Origin of the sequence: Thauera sp. WB-2, assembly GCF_027594845.1 — a bacterium.
Classification (GTDB): Bacteria; Pseudomonadota; Gammaproteobacteria; order Burkholderiales; family Rhodocyclaceae; genus Thauera; species Thauera mechernichensis.
Genome location: NZ_CP088935.1, coordinates 3,695,013 through 3,716,255, shown reverse-complemented (window position 1 = coordinate 3,716,255; position 21,243 = coordinate 3,695,013). Strand labels below are relative to the sequence as shown.

The 21,243-nt window shown below is 67.0% G+C and carries 18 protein-coding genes; 17 read left to right on the top strand and 1 reads right to left on the bottom strand.

Features of this window, described 5'->3' with window-relative positions; genetic code table 11:
- The first annotated feature begins 27 nt into the window (after nt 1–27).
- The 12 genes from LQF09_RS16950 to nqrF all read left to right on the top strand — a co-directional run bounded on the left by LQF09_RS16950 (nt 28) and on the right by nqrF (nt 15,973).
- Nucleotides 28–2,514, top strand: coding sequence for an acyl-CoA dehydrogenase (locus LQF09_RS16950; protein WP_270068523.1), 2,487 nt, complete (start codon nt 28–30; stop codon nt 2,512–2,514).
- Complete coding sequence (locus LQF09_RS16945) at nt 2,511–3,791, top strand: acetyl-CoA C-acetyltransferase (RefSeq protein ID WP_002925746.1); 1,281 nt, start codon at nt 2,511–2,513, stop codon at nt 3,789–3,791. The genes LQF09_RS16950 and LQF09_RS16945 overlap by 4 nt, the downstream gene beginning before the upstream one ends.
- Nucleotides 3,791–5,797, top strand: coding sequence for a 3-hydroxyacyl-CoA dehydrogenase NAD-binding domain-containing protein (locus LQF09_RS16940; protein ID WP_270068522.1), 2,007 nt, complete (start codon nt 3,791–3,793; stop codon nt 5,795–5,797). Before LQF09_RS16945 ends, LQF09_RS16940 begins: the two co-directional genes overlap by 1 nt.
- A 17-nt stretch (nt 5,798–5,814) precedes the next feature.
- A complete protein-coding gene (locus LQF09_RS16935) occupies nt 5,815–6,222 on the top strand; it encodes an acyl-CoA thioesterase (RefSeq protein WP_002943131.1) in 408 nt (135 codons plus the stop codon).
- An 85-nt stretch (nt 6,223–6,307) separates the two neighbouring features.
- Entirely contained in the window at nt 6,308–8,689 is a 2,382-nt protein-coding gene (locus tag LQF09_RS16930; protein ID WP_270068521.1) for a 3-hydroxyacyl-CoA dehydrogenase/enoyl-CoA hydratase family protein, read from the top strand.
- A gap of 14 nt (nt 8,690–8,703) precedes the next feature.
- Complete coding sequence (locus tag LQF09_RS16925) at nt 8,704–9,903, top strand: acetyl-CoA C-acyltransferase (protein WP_270068520.1); 1,200 nt, start codon at nt 8,704–8,706, stop codon at nt 9,901–9,903.
- Nucleotides 9,904–10,110: 207 nt separating this feature from the next.
- Nucleotides 10,111–11,463: a Na(+)-translocating NADH-quinone reductase subunit A gene (locus tag LQF09_RS16920; protein ID WP_002943124.1), complete on the top strand. Its 1,353-nt coding sequence runs from the start codon at nt 10,111–10,113 to the stop codon at nt 11,461–11,463.
- A 2-nt stretch (nt 11,464–11,465) separates the two neighbouring features.
- Complete coding sequence (locus LQF09_RS16915) at nt 11,466–12,680, top strand: NADH:ubiquinone reductase (Na(+)-transporting) subunit B (protein WP_270068519.1); 1,215 nt, start codon at nt 11,466–11,468, stop codon at nt 12,678–12,680.
- Entirely contained in the window at nt 12,670–13,458 is a 789-nt protein-coding gene (locus tag LQF09_RS16910) for a Na(+)-translocating NADH-quinone reductase subunit C (protein ID WP_002925760.1), read from the top strand. The genes LQF09_RS16915 and LQF09_RS16910 overlap by 11 nt, the downstream gene beginning before the upstream one ends.
- A 2-nt stretch (nt 13,459–13,460) precedes the next feature.
- Nucleotides 13,461–14,126: an NADH:ubiquinone reductase (Na(+)-transporting) subunit D gene (locus LQF09_RS16905; RefSeq protein WP_002925763.1), complete on the top strand. Its 666-nt coding sequence runs from the start codon at nt 13,461–13,463 to the stop codon at nt 14,124–14,126.
- Nucleotides 14,126–14,734: an NADH:ubiquinone reductase (Na(+)-transporting) subunit E gene (gene nqrE, locus LQF09_RS16900; RefSeq protein ID WP_002925764.1), complete on the top strand. Its 609-nt coding sequence runs from the start codon at nt 14,126–14,128 to the stop codon at nt 14,732–14,734. Before LQF09_RS16905 ends, nqrE begins: the two co-directional genes overlap by 1 nt.
- A gap of 15 nt (nt 14,735–14,749) precedes the next feature.
- Nucleotides 14,750–15,973 carry an NADH:ubiquinone reductase (Na(+)-transporting) subunit F gene (gene nqrF, locus LQF09_RS16895; RefSeq protein WP_002925765.1) on the top strand — a complete coding sequence of 408 codons (1,224 nt, stop codon included), beginning with the start codon at nt 14,750–14,752 and terminating at the stop codon, nt 15,971–15,973.
- Nucleotides 15,974–16,047: 74 nt separating this feature from the next.
- Here nqrF and LQF09_RS16890 read toward each other — a convergent pair whose 3' ends face one another.
- The gene (locus tag LQF09_RS16890) at nt 16,048–16,830 is read right to left on the bottom strand and encodes a YdcF family protein (RefSeq protein WP_270068518.1); all 783 of its coding nucleotides are present in this window, start codon (nt 16,828–16,830) and stop codon (nt 16,048–16,050) included.
- 157 nt (nt 16,831–16,987) lie between these two features.
- On the opposite strand from LQF09_RS16890, the gene LQF09_RS16885 reads away from it, so the two are divergent.
- The 5 genes from LQF09_RS16885 to recG all read left to right on the top strand — a co-directional run bounded on the left by LQF09_RS16885 (nt 16,988) and on the right by recG (nt 21,176).
- Nucleotides 16,988–17,533: a DUF2802 domain-containing protein gene (locus LQF09_RS16885; RefSeq protein ID WP_002925767.1), complete on the top strand. Its 546-nt coding sequence runs from the start codon at nt 16,988–16,990 to the stop codon at nt 17,531–17,533.
- Nucleotides 17,530–18,117, top strand: coding sequence for an SPOR domain-containing protein (locus LQF09_RS16880; RefSeq protein WP_002943118.1), 588 nt, complete (start codon nt 17,530–17,532; stop codon nt 18,115–18,117). Before LQF09_RS16885 ends, LQF09_RS16880 begins: the two co-directional genes overlap by 4 nt.
- Before the next feature lie 56 nt (nt 18,118–18,173).
- The gene (gene fliW / locus LQF09_RS16875) at nt 18,174–18,617 is read left to right on the top strand and encodes a flagellar assembly protein FliW (RefSeq protein WP_002925769.1); all 444 of its coding nucleotides are present in this window, start codon (nt 18,174–18,176) and stop codon (nt 18,615–18,617) included.
- Between the two features lie 93 nt (nt 18,618–18,710).
- Entirely contained in the window at nt 18,711–19,091 is a 381-nt protein-coding gene (locus tag LQF09_RS16870; RefSeq protein ID WP_002925771.1) for a Rid family detoxifying hydrolase, read from the top strand.
- 30 nt (nt 19,092–19,121) lie between these two features.
- A complete protein-coding gene (gene recG / locus LQF09_RS16865) occupies nt 19,122–21,176 on the top strand; it encodes an ATP-dependent DNA helicase RecG (RefSeq protein WP_270068517.1) in 2,055 nt (684 codons plus the stop codon).
- The last annotated feature ends 67 nt before the right edge of the window (nt 21,177–21,243 follow it).

Below are 21,243 nucleotides of genomic sequence, written 5' to 3'. Positions count from 1 at the left end.
CTGATTGATGTTGTTCTGGAGACAGAGATGACCTGGTTGCTACTGCTTTCCCTCCCTCCCTTGGCAGGTGCGCTCGCCTACGGGCGAGCGCCACTTTTTGCCTGGCTCTGGGCAGGGCTGGCCTGGCTTGCGGCGATGGGCTGGGCGGCCGGTTGGGCAGTGGGTTGGACCCTGCTCGCGATGGCGGTGCTGGCTGCCGTGCTGGGGGTGTTCATGCATGACGGCCTGCGGCGCCAGCGCGTGACCGCACCGATCCTGAAGGCCTTCCGCGGGGCCCTGCCCGCGATGTCACAGACCGAGCGCGACGCTCTCGAGGCCGGCACGGTGTGGTGGGAAGGCGAGCTCTTCGCCGGCCGCCCGGACTGGAACAAGCTCGGTGCCTACCCCTGGCCAAAGCTAAGCGCCGAGGAGCAGGCCTTCCTCGACAACGAGACCGAGGCGCTGTGCCGCCTCACCAACGACTGGGCGTGCACCCAGCAGCAGGACATGCCCGCCGAGGTCTGGCAGTACATCAAGGACAAGGGCTTTCTGGGCATGATCATCCCCAGGGAATATGGCGGCAAGGGCTTCTCGGCCTACGCTCACTCGCAGGTCATCACCAAGCTGTCGACGCGATCTTCGGCACCGGCGGTGACGGTGATGGTGCCCAATTCGCTCGGTCCGGCGGAGCTGCTGCTGCACTACGGCACGCCGGAGCAGAAGCAGCACTACCTGCCCGGCCTGGCCCGCGGCCGCGAGATCCCCGCCTTTGCGCTCACCAGCCCGTGGGCGGGCTCGGACGCAGCCTCCATCCCCGATGCGGGTGTGGTGTGCAAGGGCGAATGGAACGGCGAAGAGGTGCTGGGCATGCGCGTCTCCTTCGACAAGCGCTACATCACGCTCGCGCCGGTGTGCACCGTGTTCGGCCTCGCTTTCCGCCTCTATGACCCCGAGCGCCTGCTGGGGGGCGACGAGGATCTGGGCATTACCTGCGCGCTGGTGCCGCACGACCACCCGGGGGTGGACATCGGCAACCGCCACTTCCCGCTCAACGCGGTGTGGATGAACGGGCCGGTGCGCGGCAAGGACGTGTTCATGCCGCTCGACTTCATCATCGGCGGCCCGCGCATGGCGGGGCAGGGCTGGCGCATGCTCATGGAGTGCCTGGCGGCCGGGCGCAGCATTTCGCTGCCCGGTTCCAACACCGGCATGCAGAAGCTCACTGCGCGCGCTGTCGGCGCCTATGCCCGTGTGCGTTACCAGTTCAAGACCGCGATCGGCCGCTTCGAAGGCGTCGAGGAGGCGCTGACCCGGATCGGTGCCAACACCTACCTGTGCGATGCCGCGCGGGTGATGACGGCCGGTGCGATCGATCTTGGCGAGAAGCCCTCGGTGGTGTCGGCGATCGTTAAGTACCACGTTACCGAACGTGCACGCCAGGTCGTCAATGATGGCATGGACGTCATCGGCGGCAAGGGCATCTGCCTGGGGCCGCAGAACTTCCTCGGTCGCGCCTACCAGCAGATTCCGGTCGGCATCACGGTCGAGGGTGCGAACATCCTCACCCGCAGCCTGATCCTGTTCGGCCAGGGCGCGATCCGCTGCCACCCCTACGTGCTCGACGAGATGCACTCGGCGCAGAAGAACGACCTCGAGGCTTTCGACAAGGCGCTGTGGGGCCACGTCGGCTTCACGGTGTCCAATGCCGCGCGTGCGGTGGCGATGGGGCTGACCGGCTCGCACTTCGTCAAGGTGCCGGCCGACGTGGCGCCCGAGACGCGGCGCTACTACCAGCAGCTGACCCGCTTCTCGGCCGCCTTCGCCTTCATCTCGGACATCTCCATGGGCACCCTGGGTGGTGCGCTCAAGCGCAAGGAGAAGCTGTCGGCGCGCCTGGGCGACATCCTGTCGCTGATGTACCTGGCCACGGCGACCCTCAAGCGTTACGAGGCCGAGGGCCGACAGGCGGCGGATGCACCGCTGATGCACTGGGCGATCTGGGACTGCATGTTCCGCATCCAGCTCGCCTTCGAAGGCGTGATCGCCAATTTCCCGAACAAGCTCTTCGCCTTCCTGCTGCGTCGCTTGGTCGTGTTCCCGCTTGGTCGTCCCTATGTCGTGCCTTCGGACAAGCTCGGCCACCAGGTTGCAGCGCTGCTCATCGAGCCTTCGGCCACCCGCGACCGTCTCACCGCGGATGTCTACCTGCCGGAGGACATCGAGGAGCCGGTGGGCGCGCTCGAGGCGGCGCTCGCGGCGACGATCGCCGCCGAGCCGGTCGAGGCCAAGCTCAGGCAACTACAGCGCGATGGCCGCTTCGCCCCCGGGTTGATGACTGGCGGCGATGTCGACGAGGTGTGGCGCCGCGCACGCGAAGCCGGCGTGATCAGCGATGAGGAGTTCCGCCTCGTCGAGCGCCGCAACATGCTGCGCAACAAGGTGATCCGCGTCGATGACTTCCCTTATGACTTCGGCCTGCGCGCCGCGCTCGAGGAGGCGCCGCGCTCGGCGCCTGCGTTGAAGGTGGCTGCATGAGCCGGACGGTCTATGTCGTCGATGGTGCGCGTACGCCCTTCCTGAAGGCGAAGAACGCACCCGGCCCCTTCACCGCCGCCGACCTCGCCACCGCGGCGGGCAGTGCGCTGCTGGTGCGCCAGCCTTTCGCGCCCGACCAACTTGACGAGGTCATCCTGGGCTGCGCCAGCCCGTCGGCCGATGAGGTCAACATCGGCCGCGTGGTTGCGCTGCGCATGGGCTGCGGCAACGCAGTGCCAGGCTGGACGGTGATGCGCAACTGCGCCTCGGGCATGCAGGCGCTCGATTCCGCGCTCACCAACATCCGCAGCGGCCGCAGCGAGCTCGTTCTTGCCGGTGGTGTCGATGCGCTCTCGCATGCGCCGCTGCTGTTCTCGGACAAGATGGTGCGCTGGCTGGCGGGCTGGTATGCCGCCCGCAGCGTGGGCCAGAAGCTTGCCGCGCTGAAGTCGCTGCGCCTGGGATATCTCGCGCCGGTGATCGGCATCATGAAGGGGCTTACCGATCCGATCGTGGGCCAGCTGATGGGTCAGACAGCCGAGAACCTGGCTTGGAAGTTCGGCATCACCCGCGCCGACATGGATGCCTTCGCGGTCGAAAGCCACCGCCGCGTGTGTGCGGCGCAGGATGCCGGCCACCTGCGCGCCGAGATCGTGCCGCTGATCGATCGCGACGGCACCGTGTACTCGGCCGACGACGGCGTGCGGCGCGATTCGTCGATGGACAACCTCGCCCGCCTCAAGCCCTTCTTCGACAAGAAATATGGCCGCGTGACGCCGGGCAACAGCTCCCAGATCACCGATGGCGCTGCCTGGCTGGTGCTGGCCTCCGAGGAGGCGGTGACGCGCCATGGCCTGCAGCCGATCGGGCGCATCGTTGATAGCCAGTGGGCCGGCCTCGCGCCCGACCAGATGGGCCTGGGGCCGGTGCATGCGGCGATGCCGATCCTGCAGCGTCACGGCCTGGCGCCGCAGGCGCTGGATGCCTGGGAGATCAACGAGGCCTTTGCCGCCCAGGTGATCGCCTGCCTGCGTGCGCTGGCCGACGATGCCTACTGCCGCGAGCACTTCGGTGTCGACGCGCCCGGCGCCCCTGATGCCGCACACCTCAACCTCGATGGTGGCGCGGTGGCACTCGGACATCCGGTGGGCGCGAGCGGTGCGCGCATCGTCCTGCATCTGCTCCATGTGCTGCGCCGCAAGGGCGGCGGGCGTGGGCTGGCGTCGATCTGCATCGGCGGTGGCCAGGGCGGCGCCATGCTGGTGGAGACGGTTTGATGAGCGAGAACATGCAACACGACTGGAAACACTGGCGTCTGCGCCGGGAAGACGGCGGGCTGGCCTGGCTCGAGCTGGACAAGGCGGACGCGAGTACCAACGTGCTGTCGGCCGAGGTGATGACCGAGTTCGGCCGCGTGCTCGATGCCCTCGATGCGGCGCCGCCCAAGGCGCTCGTGATCGCATCAGCCAAGCCTGCGGGCTTCATCGCCGGTGCCGACATCGAGGAGTTTTCCCGCATTGCCTCGCCGGCCGCCGCGCGTGCGCTGGTCGAGCGCGGCTGGGGCTTGTTCAACCGCCTGGCTGCGGTGCGCTACCCCACGCTCGCGCTCATCCGCGGGCATTGCATGGGCGGCGGGCTCGAGCTCGCGCTGGCCTGCCGTTACCGGCTCGTGGTCGATGAGCCCGGCACGCGGCTCGCCCTGCCCGAGGTCATGCTCGGCATCGTCCCGGCCTGGGGCGGCATGCTGCGCCTGCCGCAGGCGGTGGGGCCGGCGACGGCGCTCGATCTCATGCTCACCGGCAAGGCGGTGGATGCGAGGAAGGCCAAGCGCATCGGGCTGGCCGACGACTGCGTGCCGGCGCGGGTGATGGAATCCGCGGCACGCATGATGGCACTGGCAGCGGCCCCGGCGCGCCGGCCGCCGCTGCAGGAGCGCTTGCTGCGCCTGGCGATGAACGGTCCGCTGCGTCGTGTCGTTGCCGACAAGGCGCGCAAGCAGGCGGCAGCCAAGGTCAGCCGCGAGCACTACCCGGCGCCCTTCGCCATCGTCGACATCTGGGAAAAGCATGGCGGCAACGCACTCGCCGTGCCTGCGGGCGATCCTGCTTCGCTCGAGGCCATTTTCGATTCGCCCACCGCCAAGAACCTGGTGCGGGTGTTCTTCCTGCAGGAGCGCTTGAAGGCCTTCGGCAAGGAGAGCGACTTCGCGCCCCGCCATGTGCATGTCGTCGGCGCAGGCGTGATGGGCGGAGACATCGCTGCGGTGTGTGCGCTGCGCGGCATGACGGTGACGCTGCAGGATCAGTCCGTCGAGCGCATCGCACCGGCCATCCAGCGTGCGGCCAGGCTCTTCGAGCGCCGCCACAAGGGCGATGCGCGTCAGGTGCGCTTCACCCTGGACCGCCTGATTGCCGATCCAGAAGGCCATGGCGCGGCGCGCGCCGACTTGATCATCGAGGCCATCTTCGAGGATCTGGCGGTCAAGCGCAGCCTGTTCGCCGAGCTCGAACGCCGCGCCCGGCCCGAGGCCGTTCTCGCGACCAACACCTCCAGCCTGCGTCTGGAGGATATCGCCAGTGCGTTGCAGGACCCGTCGCGACTGGTCGGCGTCCACTTCTTCAACCCGGTGCCGATGCTGCCGCTGGTCGAGGTGGTGGCAGGTGAGGCCACCGCGGCCGAGGTGCTGCGCCGTGCGACCGGTTTCGTGCGCCGCATCGACAAGCTGCCGCTGCCCGTGAAGAGCGCGCCGGGCTTCCTCGTCAATGCGGTGCTCGGGCCTTACATGCTTGAGGCCCTGCGCTGCGTCGAGGAGGGCATTGCGCCCGAGACGGTGGACGCCGCGCTCACGGCCTTCGGCATGCCGATGGGGCCGGTCGAACTGGTTGATACCGTCGGCCTGGATATAGCGGTTGCTGCCGGCAAGGCGCTCGCCGGCAGCGGGGCGGAGCCACCCGCGCGCCTGCTGAAGCTGGTTGCTGCGGGCAAGCTTGGACGCAAGTCGGGCGAGGGCTACTACCGCTGGCAGGATGGCAAGGTCGTCAAGACGGCTGCCGAGGGCGGCAAGCGCGCTGGCGCGCCCGCGCCTGCGGTGCCTGCGGGCCTGGCCGAGCGCGTGCTCGCACCGCTGCTCGCGGCGACCGAGCGCTGCGTGCGCGAGGGGGTAGTGGGCGATACGGATCTCGCCGATGCGGGTGTCATTTTCGGGACGGGTTTCGCGCCGCACACCGGCGGCCCGCTCAACCTGCTCGCCACGCGCGGGAAAGCGTCGGCCTTGCCTGGCTGACCATGGAGGAAAGACTGATGTCACAGACCACGAACGCACCTTGCGCGCTGCCCGAACACAAGCAGCCCGCGCTGCGTGTGATGCCGATGCCGGCAGACCTCAATCCCGCCGGTGACGTGTTCGGCGGTTGGATCATGTCCATGGTGGACATCGCCGGTGCGATCCCCGCGCGTCGGCGCGCACGCAGCCGGGTGGCCACGGTGGCGGTGAACTCATTCACGTTCAAGCAGCCGGTTTCGGTGGGCGACCTGGTCAGCTTCTACGCCGAGATCGTGTCGGTTGGCGTGAGCTCGGTGACAGTGGATGTGGAGGTTTACGCCGAGCGCGACCCGGAGAATCCGGTAGTGGTGAAGGTTACCGAGGCGCGTCTGACCTATGTCGCGCTCGATGACCGTGGCCGCAAGCGCCCGATCCCGCCCGAGTGAGCGGCTGCGGGGCCCCGTTTTGCTGGTCGCGCGACACGCGTGCGGCCGGTCCGATGCATTGAATGGACTCTTCAGGGAGGTGGAAGTGAGCAGACTGATTATTCGCAAGGTCGCCGTGCTCGGCGCCGGTGTGATGGGGGCGCAGATCGCTGCCCACTGCGCCAACGCCGATGTGCCGGTGATCCTGTTCGATCTGCCGGCGAAGGAAGGTGACGCCAATGGGGTGGTCGCCAAGGCGATCGCGGGCATGAAGAAGCTTGATCCGGCGCCGTTCGCGGCCAAGGACCGGGTCCGTCATGTCGAGGCCGCCAACTACGGCAGCGACCTTGCACGGCTTGGCGAGTGCGACCTCGTCATCGAGGCCATCGCCGAGAAGATGGAGTGGAAGCTGGATCTGTACGCCAAGGTGGCGCCGCATCTGAAGGCCGGGGCGATCTTCGCCTCGAACACCTCGGGCCTGTCGATCGAGGCGCTGGCGGCGGGCATGCCGGCAGAGCGCCGCAGCCAGTTCTGCGGCATCCACTTCTTCAACCCCCCGCGCTACATGCCGCTGGTGGAGCTCATCCCGACGGCAGCCACTGAACCGGCGCTGGTGGACGGCCTGGAGGGCTGGCTCACCACCCGCCTGGGCAAGAGCATCGTGCGCGCCAAGGACACGCCCAACTTCGTCGCCAACCGCGTCGGTGTGTTCTCCATCCTCGCGGTCCTGCACCATACGCAGCGCCTCGGCCTGGCCTTCGACGAGGTCGACCTGCTCACCGGGCCGCGCATCGGTCGTCCCAAGAGCGCCACCTTCCGCACCGGCGACGTAGTTGGGCTGGACACGCTGGCACATGTCGTGGGCACCATGCAGGCGACACTGCCCGATGACCCGTGGAGCGCGCACTTCCGCACGCCCGATTGGCTGCAGGCGCTGATCGCCCGCGGCGCGCTCGGGCAGAAGACCAAGTGCGGTATCTACCGCAAGCAGGGCAAGCAGATCCAGGTGCTCGACCTGCAGCTGCAGGACTATCGCGACAGCGGCGGTGAGGTGTTCCCTGAGGTCGAGGCGATCCTCAAGCTGAAGAACCCGGCGGAGAAGTTCGCCCAGCTTGCAGCGCACCCGCACCCCCAGGCGCAGTTCCTGTGGTCGATCTTCCGTGACGTGTTCCATTACTGCGCGGTTCACCTGGGCGACATCGCCGACAACGCACGTGACATCGACCTCGCCATGCGCTGGGGCTTCGGTTGGGCGCAGGGGCCGTTCGAGACCTGGCAGGCCGCAGGCTGGCAGGCGGTGGCCGAGATGATCCGCGACGACATCGCCCATGGCCGTGCAATGGCCGCGGTGCCGCTGCCGGCCTGGGTGTTCGAGCGCGAGGACGTGCATGCACCAGCTGGCTCCTACAGCGCTGCCGAGAACTCGCTGAAGGCCCGCGCAGCACTGCCGGTGTACCAGCGTCAGCTCTACCCCGATCGCGTGCTCGGCGAGGCGCCCGACGACCGCGGCGAAACGCTGTGGGAAAACGCCGGTGTGCGCTTGTGGCGGCGGGCGGATCAGGATGCGCGTATCGGCATCGTGTCGATCACCTCGAAGATGCATGCGATCGGCGACGAGGTCATGGACGGCTTGCTCGAGGCGGTCGCGCGTGCCGAGTGCGAGCTCGACGGCCTGGTGATCTGGCAGCCGGCGCCGTTCGCGGTCGGCGCCAACCTGCAACAGGTCGGCGAGGCCTGCCGTGCGGGCGAGTTCGACCTGCTGGAGAAGATGGTGGCCAAGTTCCAGCGCACCTCGATGGCGATCAAGCATGCCCAGGTGCCGGTGGTGGCGGCTGTGCAGGGCATGGCGCTCGGTGGTGGCTGCGAGTTCGTCATGCATGCGGCGCATCGCGTGTTCGCGCTCGAAAGCTACGTAGGACTGGTCGAGGCGGGCGTGGGCCTCATTCCGGCGGGCGGCGGCTGCAAGGAATTCGCCTTGCAGGCGCACGCCATGGCCCAGCGCGCGGCAGGCGGCGACGTGTTCCCCTACATCCAGAACGCCTTCCAGACCATCGCCATGGCGACGGTCGCCAAGAGCGCGCTGGAAGCGGTACAGCTGGGCTTCGGCCGCGGCAGCGACGACGTGCTGTTCAACGCCAACGAGATCCTGTTTGCCGCGATCCGGCGTGCGCGGGCGATGGCGGAGTCTGCCTGGCGCCCGGCGTTGCTCGATCCCCAGGTCACCGTGGCAGGGCGCAATGGCGTTGCCACCTGCGAGATGATGCTGATCAACATGGCGGAAGGCGGTTTCATCTCGGCGCACGACTATCGTGTCGCGCGTGCAGCGGCCACTGCGCTGTGCGGCGGCGAGGTGGACTCGGGCAGCCGGGTCAGCGAGCAGTGGATTCTGGATGTCGAGCGTGCCCAGTTCGTCGAGCTGCTCAAGACCGAGAAGACCCAGCAGCGCATCGCGCACATGCTCGAGACCGGCAAGCCCCTGCGTAACTGATTGAGGACATGAGAATGAGCAAGCAGATTCAGGACGCCTACGTCGTCGCCGCGGTGCGTACGCCGGTGGCCAAGCGCAATGGCGCCTTCCGCCACGTGCGCCCCGACGACATGCTGGCAACGGTGCTGCGCGCGCTGGTGGCCAAGGTGCCCAACCTCGATGCCAGCCAGATCGGTGACGTCGTCACCGGCTGCGCGATGCCCGAGGCCGAGCAGGGCATGAACGTGGCGCGCATCGGCGCGCTGTTGGCCGGCCTGCCCGATGCGGTGCCGGGGATTACCATCAACCGCTTCTGCGCCTCCGGCCTGCAGGCGGTGGCCGACGCTGCCAGCCGCATCCGCCTCGGCGAGGCGGACGTGATGATCGCCGCCGGCACCGAGAGCATGAGCGCGATGCCGCAGATCATGGGCAACAAGGTCAGCCTCAATCCGGACATCTTCGCACGCGACGAAAATCTCGCCATTGCCTACGGCATGGGTCTGACTGCGGAGAAGGTTGCCCAGCAGTGGCAGGTGAGCCGTGAGGACCAGGACGCTTTCGCGGTCGAGTCGCACCGGCGCGCGTGCGCGGCGATTGCGGCAGGGCACTTTGCCGACGAGATCGCGCCCTATGCCGTGCGTGCGCATGTGCCGGGCGAGGCGGGTACGGTGCGCTTGGTCGAGCGTGTGCTCGAGAACGACGAAGGGCCGCGCGCCGACGCTAGCCTCGAGCGACTTGCCAAGCTGCGTCCGGTGTTTGCAGCGCGTGGCTCGGTGACCGCTGGCAACAGCTCCCAGATGTCGGACGGCGCGGGGGCCGTGCTGCTGATGAGCGAGGCTGCGGTCAAGCGCTACGACGTCAAACCGATTGCACGCTTCGCCGGTTATGCGGTCGCCGGCGTGCCGCCCCAGGTGATGGGCATCGGCCCCGTCGAGGCCATCCCGCGCGCGCTCGCCCTGGCCGGTGTCAGCCTTGGCGACATCGCCTGGACCGAGCTCAACGAGGCTTTTGCCGCCCAGGCGCTGGCCGTGATGCGTCAGCTCGATATGGACCCGGCAAGGGTCAATCCGCTCGGTGGGGCGATCGCGCTCGGTCATCCCCTGGGCGCCACCGGAGCGATCCGCACCGCGACGCTGATGTCGGCGATGCAGCGCGATCCGGCGTTGCGCTACGGCATGATCAGCATGTGCATTGGCACGGGTATGGGGGCCGCGGGGGTGTTCGAACGCGTGTAATGCCCATTCCGACCGGGCCGGTTCGCGTTGTGGAAACTACGGATTGGTAGCAAGTTGTTGATCGTTCGGCGTGATCGGGCGGTAACAATCTTTTATAATCCGTGCGTTTGTAGACGCGGGACCGGCCCGACGTCGCTGGGCTGAGGGGCCCGGTGACGGCCAGACGGCGGTCTCGTCCATTCCCACGAGTCTTTGGGCGAGAGGCGCATGATAAGAATCAAACGCGGTCTGGACCTGCCCATCACCGGCGCACCTGCGCAGCGTATCGAGGACGGTCGTCCCGTGCGCAGCGTGGCCGTCATCGGCTTCGACTACCACGGTATGAAGCCGACCATGGCGGTTCAGGTCGGCGACCGGGTGAAGCTGGGGCAGGTCCTTTTTTCCGACAAGAAGACGCCAGGCGTGGTGTTTACCGCGCCCGGTGCCGGCACGATCAGTGCGATTCATCGCGGTGAGCAGCGTGTGCTGCAATCGGTGGTGATCGATCTGGAGGGCGAGGACGCTGCCGACAGCGCCGTCGAGTTCGCACGCTACAGCGATGCGCAGATCGATGCCCTCGACGACGCCAAGGTGCGCGAAAGCCTGATCGAATCCGGTTTGTGGACCGCACTGCGCACGCGTCCGTACAGCAAGGTGCCGGCGATCGACGCCAAGCCGCGGTCGATCTTCGTCACCGCCATCGACACCCACCCGCTCGCGGCCGACCCCACCGTGGTCATCGCCGAGTACAAGGAAGACTTCGCGCGCGGCCTGCGCGTGCTGGCGCGCATCGCCCGCGTTGTCGTCTGTCATGCCGAGGGCACGCAGGTGCCTGGCGTGGGCCAGGGCGGCATCACTGGCGAGACTTTCGACGGCCCGCACCCTGCAGGGCTGGCGGGCACGCACATCCATTTCATCGATCCGGTCAGTGCGCACAAGAGCGTGTGGTACCTCAACTACCAGGACGTGATCGCGATCGGCAAGCTGTTCGCCACCGGCCGGCTGTGGACCGAGCGTGTGATCGCGCTAGGCGGGCCGATGGTTTCGAACCCGCGCCTGGTGCGTACGCGCCTGGGTGCCAGCCTGGATGAACTCACTGCTGGCGAGGTCAAGGTCGGCAAGAAAGTGCGCGTGATTTCCGGCTCGGTGTTCGGTGGTCGCACTTCGCGCGGCGCCTGTGCCTACCTCGGCCGCTATCACCTGCAGGCCTCCTGCCTGGAGGAAGGTACGCAGCGCGAGATGCTGCACTACCTGCGCGCCGGTGCGGAGAAGCATTCGGTGCTCAACCTCTACATATCCAAACTGTCGGCGGGCAAGCTGTTCGACTTCACGACTTCGACCAACGGCAGTCCGCGCGCGATGGTGCCGGTCGGCAACTACGAAGAGGTGATGCCGCTCGACGTACTGCCCACTCAGCTGTTGCGTGCGCTCATCGTCGGTGACACCGATACGGCGCAGAAGCTCGGCGCGCTGGAGCTCGACGAGGAAGATCTCGCGCTGTGCACCTATGTGTGCGCGGGCAAGTACGAATACGGTCCCATCCTGCGGGATAACCTCACACGCATCGAGAAGGAGGGTTGAGAATGGGTCTGCGCTCCTGGCTCGACAGCATCGAGCATCATTTCGAAAAGGGCGGCAAGTACGAGAAGTTCTACGCCTTGTACGAAGCCATCGACACCGGCTTGTTCAAGCCCGGCAGTGTCACCCGCACCACCGCTCACGTGCGCGACGGTCTAGACCTCAAGCGCATGATGATCACGGTGTGGCTGTGCACCTTTCCGGCCATGTTCTTCGGCATGTGGAACGTCGGCTATCAGGCCAACACCATCCTTGCGGCCAACGCCGAACTGATGGCGGCCCAGGAGGGCTGGCGCTTCGCGCTGCTGGGCGGCATTGCCGGCTTCGATCCTGGCAGCCTGTGGGCCAATTTCCTGCATGGCGCGGCCTACTTCCTGCCGATCTACCTCACCACCTTCATCGTCGGCGGCTTCTGGGAGGTGCTGTTCGCCTCCATCCGCAAGCACGAGGTCAACGAGGGCTTCTTCGTCACCTCGGTGCTGTTCGCGCTGATCTGTCCGCCCGACATGCCGCTCTGGCAGGTCGCGCTCGGCATCAGCTTCGGCGTGGTGGTCGGCAAGGAGGTCTTCGGCGGTACGGGCAAGAACTTCCTCAATCCGGCGCTGACCGGTCGTGCCTTCCTGTACTTCGCCTACCCGGCGCAGATGTCGGGTGATGCGGTATGGACGGCGGTCGATGGCTACACCGGCGCAACCATGCTGTCCTTCGGCGCCTCGGGCGGCGTCGAGGCCATCATGGCGGGCGGCATCACCTGGTGGGATGCCTTCCTCGGCACGGTGCATGGCTCGATCGGCGAGACCAGCACGCTGGCGATCCTGCTCGGCGGTGCGGTGCTGCTGATCATGAAGATCGCGGCGTGGCGCATCGTGCTCGGCGTTTTCCTGGGCATGGTGGCGATGAGTCTGCTGTTCAACGCCATCGGCTCCGAAACCAACCCGATGTTTGCCATGCCCTGGTACTGGCACCTGGTGGTTGGCGGTTTCGCCTTCGGCATGATCTTCATGGCCACCGACCCGGTGTCGGCATCGATGACCAACACCGGCAAGTGGATCTTCGGTGCGCTGATCGGCGTCATGACCGTGCTCATCCGCGTGGTGAATCCGGCCTTCCCGGAAGGCATCATGCTGGCCATCCTGTTCGGCAACCTTTTCGCGCCGCTGATCGACCACTTCGTGGTGGCGGCCAACATCAAGCGGAGGCTCGCGCGCGATGTCCAATAAGGAATCCACATCCCGTACCCTGAAGGTGGCGCTGGCGGTCAGTCTCGTCAGCTCCGTCTTCGTGGCCGGGGCAGCGGTGTCGCTCAAGCCGCTGCAGACCCAGAATCGCCTGCTCGACAAGCAGCGCAGCATCGCCGCGATCGCTGGCATGGGCGGGCGGGAATTGCCCGCCGCCCAGGTGCGTGCGCTGTTCGGCGAGACCATCAAGGCACGCCTGGTCAACCTCGAGACCGGCGAGTTCGCCGACGACTTCGACGCCGTTACTTTCGACCCGCTCAAGGCGGCCAAGGACCCGCAGCAGTCCGTGCGCCTGTCCAAGGCGGAGGACGTGGCCTCGATCAAGCGTCGCGAGCGCTTCACGACGGTCTACATGATCGAGGATGCACAGGGCGGCATCGAGACCCTGATCCTGCCGATCCGCGGCTATGGCCTGTGGTCGACCCTGCACGGTTTCATGGCGCTCAAGGGCGACCTGAACACGGTGGTCGGCCTTGGTTTTCACCAGCATGCGGAGACGCCGGGCCTGGGCGGCGAGGTGGACAACCCGCGCTGGCGCAACCAGTGGGCGGGCAAGCGTCTGTTCGATGACCAAGGGCAGCTGGCAGTCGAGATCGTCAAGGGCACGGTCGATCCGCAGGCGAGCATGGCGGCCTATCAGGTCGACGGCCTGGCAGGTGCGACGCTGACCAGCAACGGCGTCAACAACCTGCTCCATTTCTGGCTGGGTGAGCAGGGCTTCGGCCCCTTCCTCGCCAAGCTGCGTTCGAAGGAGGCGTGATCATGGCCAAGCTCACTCCAAAGGAAGTCCTGCTCAATCCGGTCTTCAACAACAACCCGATCGCACTGCAGATGCTGGGCATCTGTTCTGCGCTGGCGGTGACGACCAATCTCAACACTGCGCTTGTGATGTCGATCGCGCTCACCCTGGTGACCGGTTTTTCCAACCTGTTCGTGTCGCTGATCCGGGCGCAGATCCCGAGCTCGATCCGCATGATCGTGCAGGTGGTGATCATCGCCTCGCTGGTGATCGTGGTGGACCAGACGCTGAAGGCCTTTGCCTACAGCCTGTCCAAGCAGCTGTCGGTGTTCGTCGGCCTGATCATCACCAACTGTATCGTGATGGGACGTGCCGAGGGTTTCGCGATGCAGAACCCGCCGATGCTGTCCTTCCTCGACGGTATCGGCAACGGCCTGGGCTACAGCATGGTGCTGATCGCGGTGGGTTTCGTGCGCGAACTGTTCGGTGCAGGCAAGCTGTTCGGTGTCACCATCCTGCAGCCGGTGACCGAGGGCGGGTGGTATCAGCCCAATGGCCTGCTGCTGCTGCCGCCTTCGGCCTTCTTCCTGATCGGCTTCCTGATCTGGGGGCTGCGCGAGTGGAAGCGTGACCAGGTCGAGCACAACCAGTTCAAGATGGCACACCAGGTGCGCAAGGAGGCCTTCTGATGGAACACTACCTGAGCCTCTTCGTCCGTGCCGTGTTCATCGAGAACATGGCGCTCGCCTTCTTCCTGGGGATGTGCACCTTCATCGCCATCTCCAAGAAGGTCGAGACCGCGATCGGTCTGGGTGTCGCAGTGGTCGTGGTGCAGACCATCACCGTGCCGCTCAACAACCTCGTCTATCACACCTTCCTCGCCGACGGCGCGCTGGCCTGGGCCGGTATGCCGGATGTGGACCTGTCCTTCATCGGCCTGCTGTCCTTCATCGGCATCATCGCGGCGACGGTGCAGATCCTCGAGATGCTGCTCGACAAGTTCGTGCCCAGCCTCTACAACGCGCTGGGCGTGTTCCTGCCGCTGATCACGGTCAACTGCGCGATCATGGGCGGGGTGCTGTTCATGGTCGAGCGCGACTACAACTTCAGCGAGTCGGTGGTGTACGGGCTGGGCTCGGGCTTCTCCTGGGGCCTGGCGATCGCGCTGCTGGCAGCCATCCGCGAGAAGCTGAAGTACAGCGACGTGCCGGATGGCCTGCAGGGCCTGGGCATCACCTTCATCACCATCGGTCTGATGTCCCTGGGCTTCATGTCCTTCTCGGGCGTGCAGCTGTAAGGAGGCAATGAAAAGATGAATCCGGAAATCGTACTGGGCATCGGCATGTTCACCGCTACGGTGCTGCTGTTGGCGGTGGTCATCCTGTTTGCCCGTTCAAAGCTCGTCGCCAGCGGCGACGTTACCATCGACATCAACGGCGAGAAGAAGATCACCGTGCCGGCCGGCGGCAAGCTGCTGCAGACCCTGGCCGAGAGCGGTCTCTTCCTGCCTTCGGCCTGCGGCGGCGGCGGTACCTGCGCGCAGTGCAAGTGCATCGTCAAGGAAGGCGGCGGTTCGATGCTGCCCACCGAGGAGTCGCACTTCACCAAGCGCGACGCGCGCGAGGGCTGGCGCCTGTCGTGCCAGACTGCGGTCAAGCAGGACATGAAGGTCGAGGTTCCCGAGGAAGTGTTCGGCGTGAAGAAGTGGGAGTGCACGGTCGAGTCCAACCCGAACGTCGCGACCTTCATCAAGGAGCTCACCCTGCGCCTGCCCGAAGGCGAGGACGTACACTTCCGCGCCGGCGGTTACGTGCAGCTCGAGTGCCCGCCGCACGTCGTCAGCTACAAGGACTTCGACATTCAGGACGAGTACCGCGGCGACTGGGACAAGTTCAACCTGTGGCGTTACGTGTCCAAGGTCGATGAGACGACCATCCGCGCCTACTCGATGGCGAACTACCCGGACGAGAAGGGCGTGGTGAAGTTCAACATCCGCGTCGCATCGCCCCCGCCGGGTCGTGACGACATCCCGCCGGGCAAGATGTCGTCGTGGGTGTTCAACCTCAAGAAGGGCGACAAGGTCACGGTGTACGGGCCCTTCGGCGAGTTCTTCGCGCGCGAGACCGATCATGAGATGGTCTTCATCGGTGGTGGCGCTGGCATGGCGCCGATGCGCTCGCACATCTTCGATCAGCTCAAGCGACTCAGCAGCCAGCGCAAGATCAGCTTCTGGTACGGCGCGCGCTCGATGCGCGAGGCCTTCTACGTCGAGGAGTTCGACAAGCTCGCCGCCGAAAACCCCAACTTCAAGTGGCACCTGGCGCTGTCCGACCCGCTTCCCGAGGACAACTGGACGGGCTACACCGGCTTCATCCACAACGTGCTGTACGAGAACTACCTCAAGGACCACCCGGCGCCCGAGGACTGCGAGTTCTACATGTGCGGCCCACCGATGATGAACGCCGCAGTGATCAAGATGCTGCTCGACCTTGGCGTGGAGCGCGAGAACATCATGCTCGACGACTTCGGCGGCTGATCCGCGTCTTCGCTTCAAGAACAACCGGTGCCGGCGATTGCCCGCACCGGTTTTTTTCGTCCTGGCGCTGGACTTCAGCGACTCCAGCGGTAGGCGAGCCCGCCGAGCAGTTCATGGAGTGCGAACCAGCCTGCATAGGCCGTGTTCTGGCTGGGCAGCAGGGGCAAGGCCTGATCGGCGCCTGCATCGTCCTCGCCGCCCCCGAGCCAGGCGGTGGGGGCCGGGATGACCGCCAGGCCTGCAGCCTCGAACTCCGCCTGTGCCCGCTTCATGTGCATCGCGTGGGTTACGAGCAGCACGGCGTCGATGTCCGCCGCACCCAGATGCACGGCGGAGAAGCGGGCATTCTCGCGTGTGTCGCGCGCCGCTGTCTCCACCCAGCGCGCCTCCAGCCCGAAGTCTTCGCGCAGGGCTGCCTGCATGAGCTGCGCTTCGGGTGTCTCGTCGCGGACCGTGCCGCCTGTGACGAGAATCGGCAGTCCGGTTTCGCGCGCCAGCCGCGCACCGTAACGCAGGCGCTCGAGCGCAAGGTGATTGACCGTCTCGCCGCCGAACTCGGGTGCGTGGCTGCGCCGGCCTGCACCAAGGATCACGATCGCCTGCGCCCGCCGGGCTGCATCCGCCTCGAGGGCTTGTGCATGTTCGACCTGGCGTACCAGCCAGCTCACGCTTGGTGGGCTTATCAGCAACAGGTTCAGCGCCACGCCGGACCACACCAGGGCGTTGCCGAGGCGGCGCCAGCGCATGCCCAGCAGCAGGCCGAGCACGATTGGCAGCAGGGGCAGGAGCGGCGGCAGGACCAGTGCGGCGACGATCTTCTTGAGCCAGAACAGCAGGGGGGTGAGTGCGAGGTCCATCGCGCCGTGGTCCATCGTGATTTGTGGGTGAGGGAGGGCGGCAGTATTATCCGTGCATTCCAATTGTGCCGAGCGACATGTCTCGATCGCATCCTTCGTCCCATTCAAGCTGCGACCGTGTCCGCGGCCTCCGGCCGTTGCGCGGCGGCGTGGAGCAATGATGGCGCCGCGCGAGTTGCTCTGGCTGGCGGTGGCGGTGTTGGCCGGCTATGCGGCATGGCAGTTTCTGCTGGCGCTGAGGGGTGGGGCGGAGAGGCGCTCCGGGCGTGATCCCGGGGCTGCGACAGGCGCTGCGCCGGACGAGGGCGACGATGATGACCATGTCGACTACGCGCCGGTGCTGCGCAAGGACCTGGGCGCGCAGCCTGCTGCCGTGGCAGCGCCTGCCCAAGCCGGCGCGGACGACGAGCGCTTCCGGCTCCAACTCGAGAACCAGCATCTGCAGCGCCAGCTCGCCGCGCTCGAAGGCGTTGTCGCCCGCCAGCAGGAGGAGATCGCCAACCTGCTGGCCGACATCGATGATCTGAGCGCGCGCCAGTCGCACGAGCTCATCGAGCCTGGCTCGTCGCCCGAATACAGCGAGGCCTTGGTGCTTGCGCGCCAGGGCCTCAACGCCGGCATGATTGCCGAGCGCTGCGGGATCACCCTGGCCGAGGCCGAGCTCGTCCTCGTGGTGGCGAAAGGCGCGGGTGGGCATTCATGAATTTGCCGCCGGGCCTTCGGGGTGAGGCGGGTGCGCTCCGCCGTCGCGCACTGCGCCGCGCCGGGCTGGCCCTGGCCGGGGCAGTCGTGCTCGGGGTTCTTCTTCTTGCTTACGGTGAGCGCCAGCCCCGACCGTCCGCCGTGGCGTCCGCGCTGCCGGTGGCGCCGGATCCCGAGCGGGTGCAGACGCCGGTTGCGGACACAAAGGTCGTGCCGGATGAAACCTCCGGCCTGGGTGCGGTTGTCGAGCGCCTTGTCGATTCGCCAGCACAGGTACAGGCGGATGCGTCCACAGCCATTGCGCCCGCCGTGCCCGTGGTCGAGCCCGTGGCGGGCGTGTTGCTGCCGCTGGCTGCGGTGCAGCCGGGCGGAGAGGGGATTTATCTCCAGCTGGGCGTGTTCGGGGACGTGAGCAACGCGCTGGCGGTGTACGAGCGCCTTGCGGAGGCTGGCATGGAGGCCCGTATCCAGAGCCGGGTCGTCGTCGGCCCATTTGCGGACCGGCGTGCAGCGGAGCGGGCTCAGGCTGCGTTGCGCAAGGCAGGGGAGCCCGAAGGCATCCTTGTGCCACCCCGGTCCAGATGAAGCGTCGTTGAAGGGCTGTGCGAGCCCCCTGTCGGATAACAACCTAGGAGTGAGAGATGCAGATCAAGAGCCCTGTCTTCGGCAACATCGAGATCGCCGACGAGAAAGTCCTCGATTTCCCCGCAGGCCTGCCGGGTTTCGAGCATTGCCGCCGCTTTGCGCTGGTGCATGAGGAGGGCCATGACCCCGACGTCTTCCTGCTGCAGAGCCTCGATGACGCCGAGGTTGCGTTCTCGGTGACGGGTCCCGAGCGTCTGGGCATCAACTTCGAGTTCGAGCTGGACGACGAAGAGCTTGCCCTGCTGCAACTGAGCGAGCCCGCGGATGCCGCGGTGGCGGTCATCATCCGCCGGGAGGCCGAAGATGAGGCCGGGCCTGCGTCCACCGGCCTGCGTGCGAATTTCATGGCGCCACTCGTCATCAATGCGGCCACCCGCAGGGGCCTGCAGAAGGTCATCAGCAAGCTGGGTTGCGAGATTACGCTGCGCGCGCAGAGCTGACCTGGCGTTTGAAGCAGAGCGCAGGTGCGCCTGCGGCTGTGTGCCACCGCGCGCCGGTTACAATGCGGCCTTTACGAACTTGGAGCTTCACCCATGGCGAGACAGATCATTTCCACGCCCGATGCCCCGGCTGCGATCGGCCCTTATTCGCAGGCCGTCAAGGTCGGCAACCAGGTTTTCCTCTCCGGTCAGATCGGTCTCGATCCGGTCAGCATGCAGCTCGCCGACGGTGTCGAAGCGCAGGCCGTGCGCGTGTTCGACAACCTGAAGGCAGTGGCCGCCGCTGCGGGTGGGGGCTTTGCCGATGTGGTCAAGATCAATATCTACCTTACCGATCTGGCCAACTTTGGTGTCGTCAACGAGATCATGACGCGCTACTTCGCCGAGCCCTATCCCGCGCGCGCGACGGTCGGTGTTCGCGAGTTGCCGCGCGGCGCCCTGGTCGAGGCCGACCTGGTGCTGGTTCTCGACTGAGCCCCCGTCAGCGGCGGGCCGGGTCGGGTCGTGGGCGCAGTGGAGCCGGCGCGCGGCTGGGAGGGCGTGGGTAGCCAGCTTGCCGCTCGCCTGGCGAAGCTCGATCTGCGTGGCCCGCGCGACCTGCTGCTGCACCTGCCCCTGCGCTATGAGGACGAGACCAGGCTGACGCCGATCGCCAGTGCGCGACCGGGTTGGCCGGCCCAGGTGGAGGGCGAGGTGGTGTCCTGCGAGGTGGTGCTGCGGCCGCGCAGGCAGCTGGTTGCACGCATCGCCGACGCTTCAGGTGCGCTGGTCGCGCGCTGGCTCAATTTCTACCCTTCGCAGAAGCAGCAGCTTGCCGTCGGTCGCCGCGTTCGCCTGTTCGGCGAGGTGCGGGGCGGCTTCTTCGGCGATGAGATGGTGCATCCGCGCGTACGCGCGGTGGAGGCCGGCGAGGGCCTGCCCGAGGCGCTCACACCGGTGTATCCCACCACGGCCGGCCTTGGCCAGGCGACCTTGCGCAAGCTGGTGGCGCGTGCGCTGCGCAGCGAACGCCTCGATGAGCTGCTGCCTGGCGATTGGCTGACACAGCTCGACCTGCCCGGCTTTGCCGAGGCCTTGAAGGCCCTGCATTGCCCCTCACCTGATGTCTCGCCGGCGGATCTCGAGTCGCGCCAGCACCCGGCCTGGCGGCGCATGAAGTTCGAGGAACTGCTGGTACAGCAGCTGTCGCTGCGGCGCGCCTACCTTGCCCGTCGCGCGCGCTCGGCCGTGCCCCTGCCCGACACGCGTGCGCTGACAGCGGCGCTGCTCGATGTGCTGCCCTTTGCGCCCACGGGCGCGCAGCGCCGGGCGGCGGCGGAGATCGCCGCGGACCTTGCCGCGCCGCACCCCATGCAGCGCCTGCTGCAGGGCGACGTGGGCTCAGGCAAGACCCTGGTGGCGGCGCTTGCCATGCTGCAGGCGGCCGAGAACGGCTGGCAGGCGGCGATGATGGCGCCGACCGAGATCCTTGCCGAACAGCACCACCGCAAGCTCGCCGCCTGGTTCGAGCCGCTCGGTCTCGAGCTGGCCTGGTTGTCGGGCAGCCGGCGCAAGCGTGAGCGCGAGGCAGCGCTTGCGCGCCTGCAGCGCGGCGAGGTGCTTCTCGCAGTGGGCACCCATGCGCTGCTGGAAGACCCGGTCAACCTGCCGCGGCTTGCGCTTGCGGTGGTCGACGAGCAGCACCGCTTCGGCGTTCGCCAGCGCCTTGCGCTGCGCGAGAAGGGGGCCTTCGGGCAGCGTCCGCACATGCTCATGATGTCGGCCACGCCGATACCGCGCACCCTGGCGATGACGCATTACGCCGACCTCGACGTCTCGGTGCTCGACGAGCTGCCGCCGGGGCGCACGCCGATCCGCACCCGGTTGGTGTCGGACGCACGGCGCGACGAAGTGGTCGCCCGCGTGCGCGCAGCCTGCCTGGGCGGCCGTCAGGCTTACTGGGTCTGTCCGCTCATCGAGGAGTCCGAAGCCTTGCAGCTGCAGACCGCGCAGGAGACCTACGACACGCTGGTCGCGGCGCTGCCCGAGCTGCGCGTGGGGCTCGTCCATGGCCGCCTGAAGAGTGACGAGAAGTCCGCGACCATGGCTGCCTTTGCGGCCGGCGAACTTGACGTGCTGGTCGCCACCACGGTCATCGAGGTCGGCGTGGATGTCCCCAATGCCAGCCTGATGGTGATCGAGCACGCCGAGCGCTTCGGCCTTGCCCAGCTCCACCAGCTGCGCGGTCGGGTCGGGCGTGGAACGGTGGAGTCGGTGTGCATCCTGATCTACGCCCAACCCCTGTCGCAGACCGGTCGTGAGCGCTTGAAGGTCATCTTCGAGCACACCGACGGCTTCGAGATCGCACGCGCCGACCTGCGCATCCGCGGCCCGGGAGAGTTTGTGGGTGCGCGTCAGAGCGGCGTGCCCTTGCTGCGTTACGCCAGCCTGGAAGACGACGGCGACCTGATCGATCCCGCACGCGAGCTGGCCGAGCATCTGCTGGCGCACGAGCCGGCGCGCGCAGAGGCGTTGATGCGGCGCTGGCTGGGGGCGCGCGAGGGCTTGCTGCAGGCCTGAGAACTCATGCGCGCGGTGTCGCTGAGCGCTCATGCGCGCGGTGTCGACCTGCGAGGTTGGTAGAATG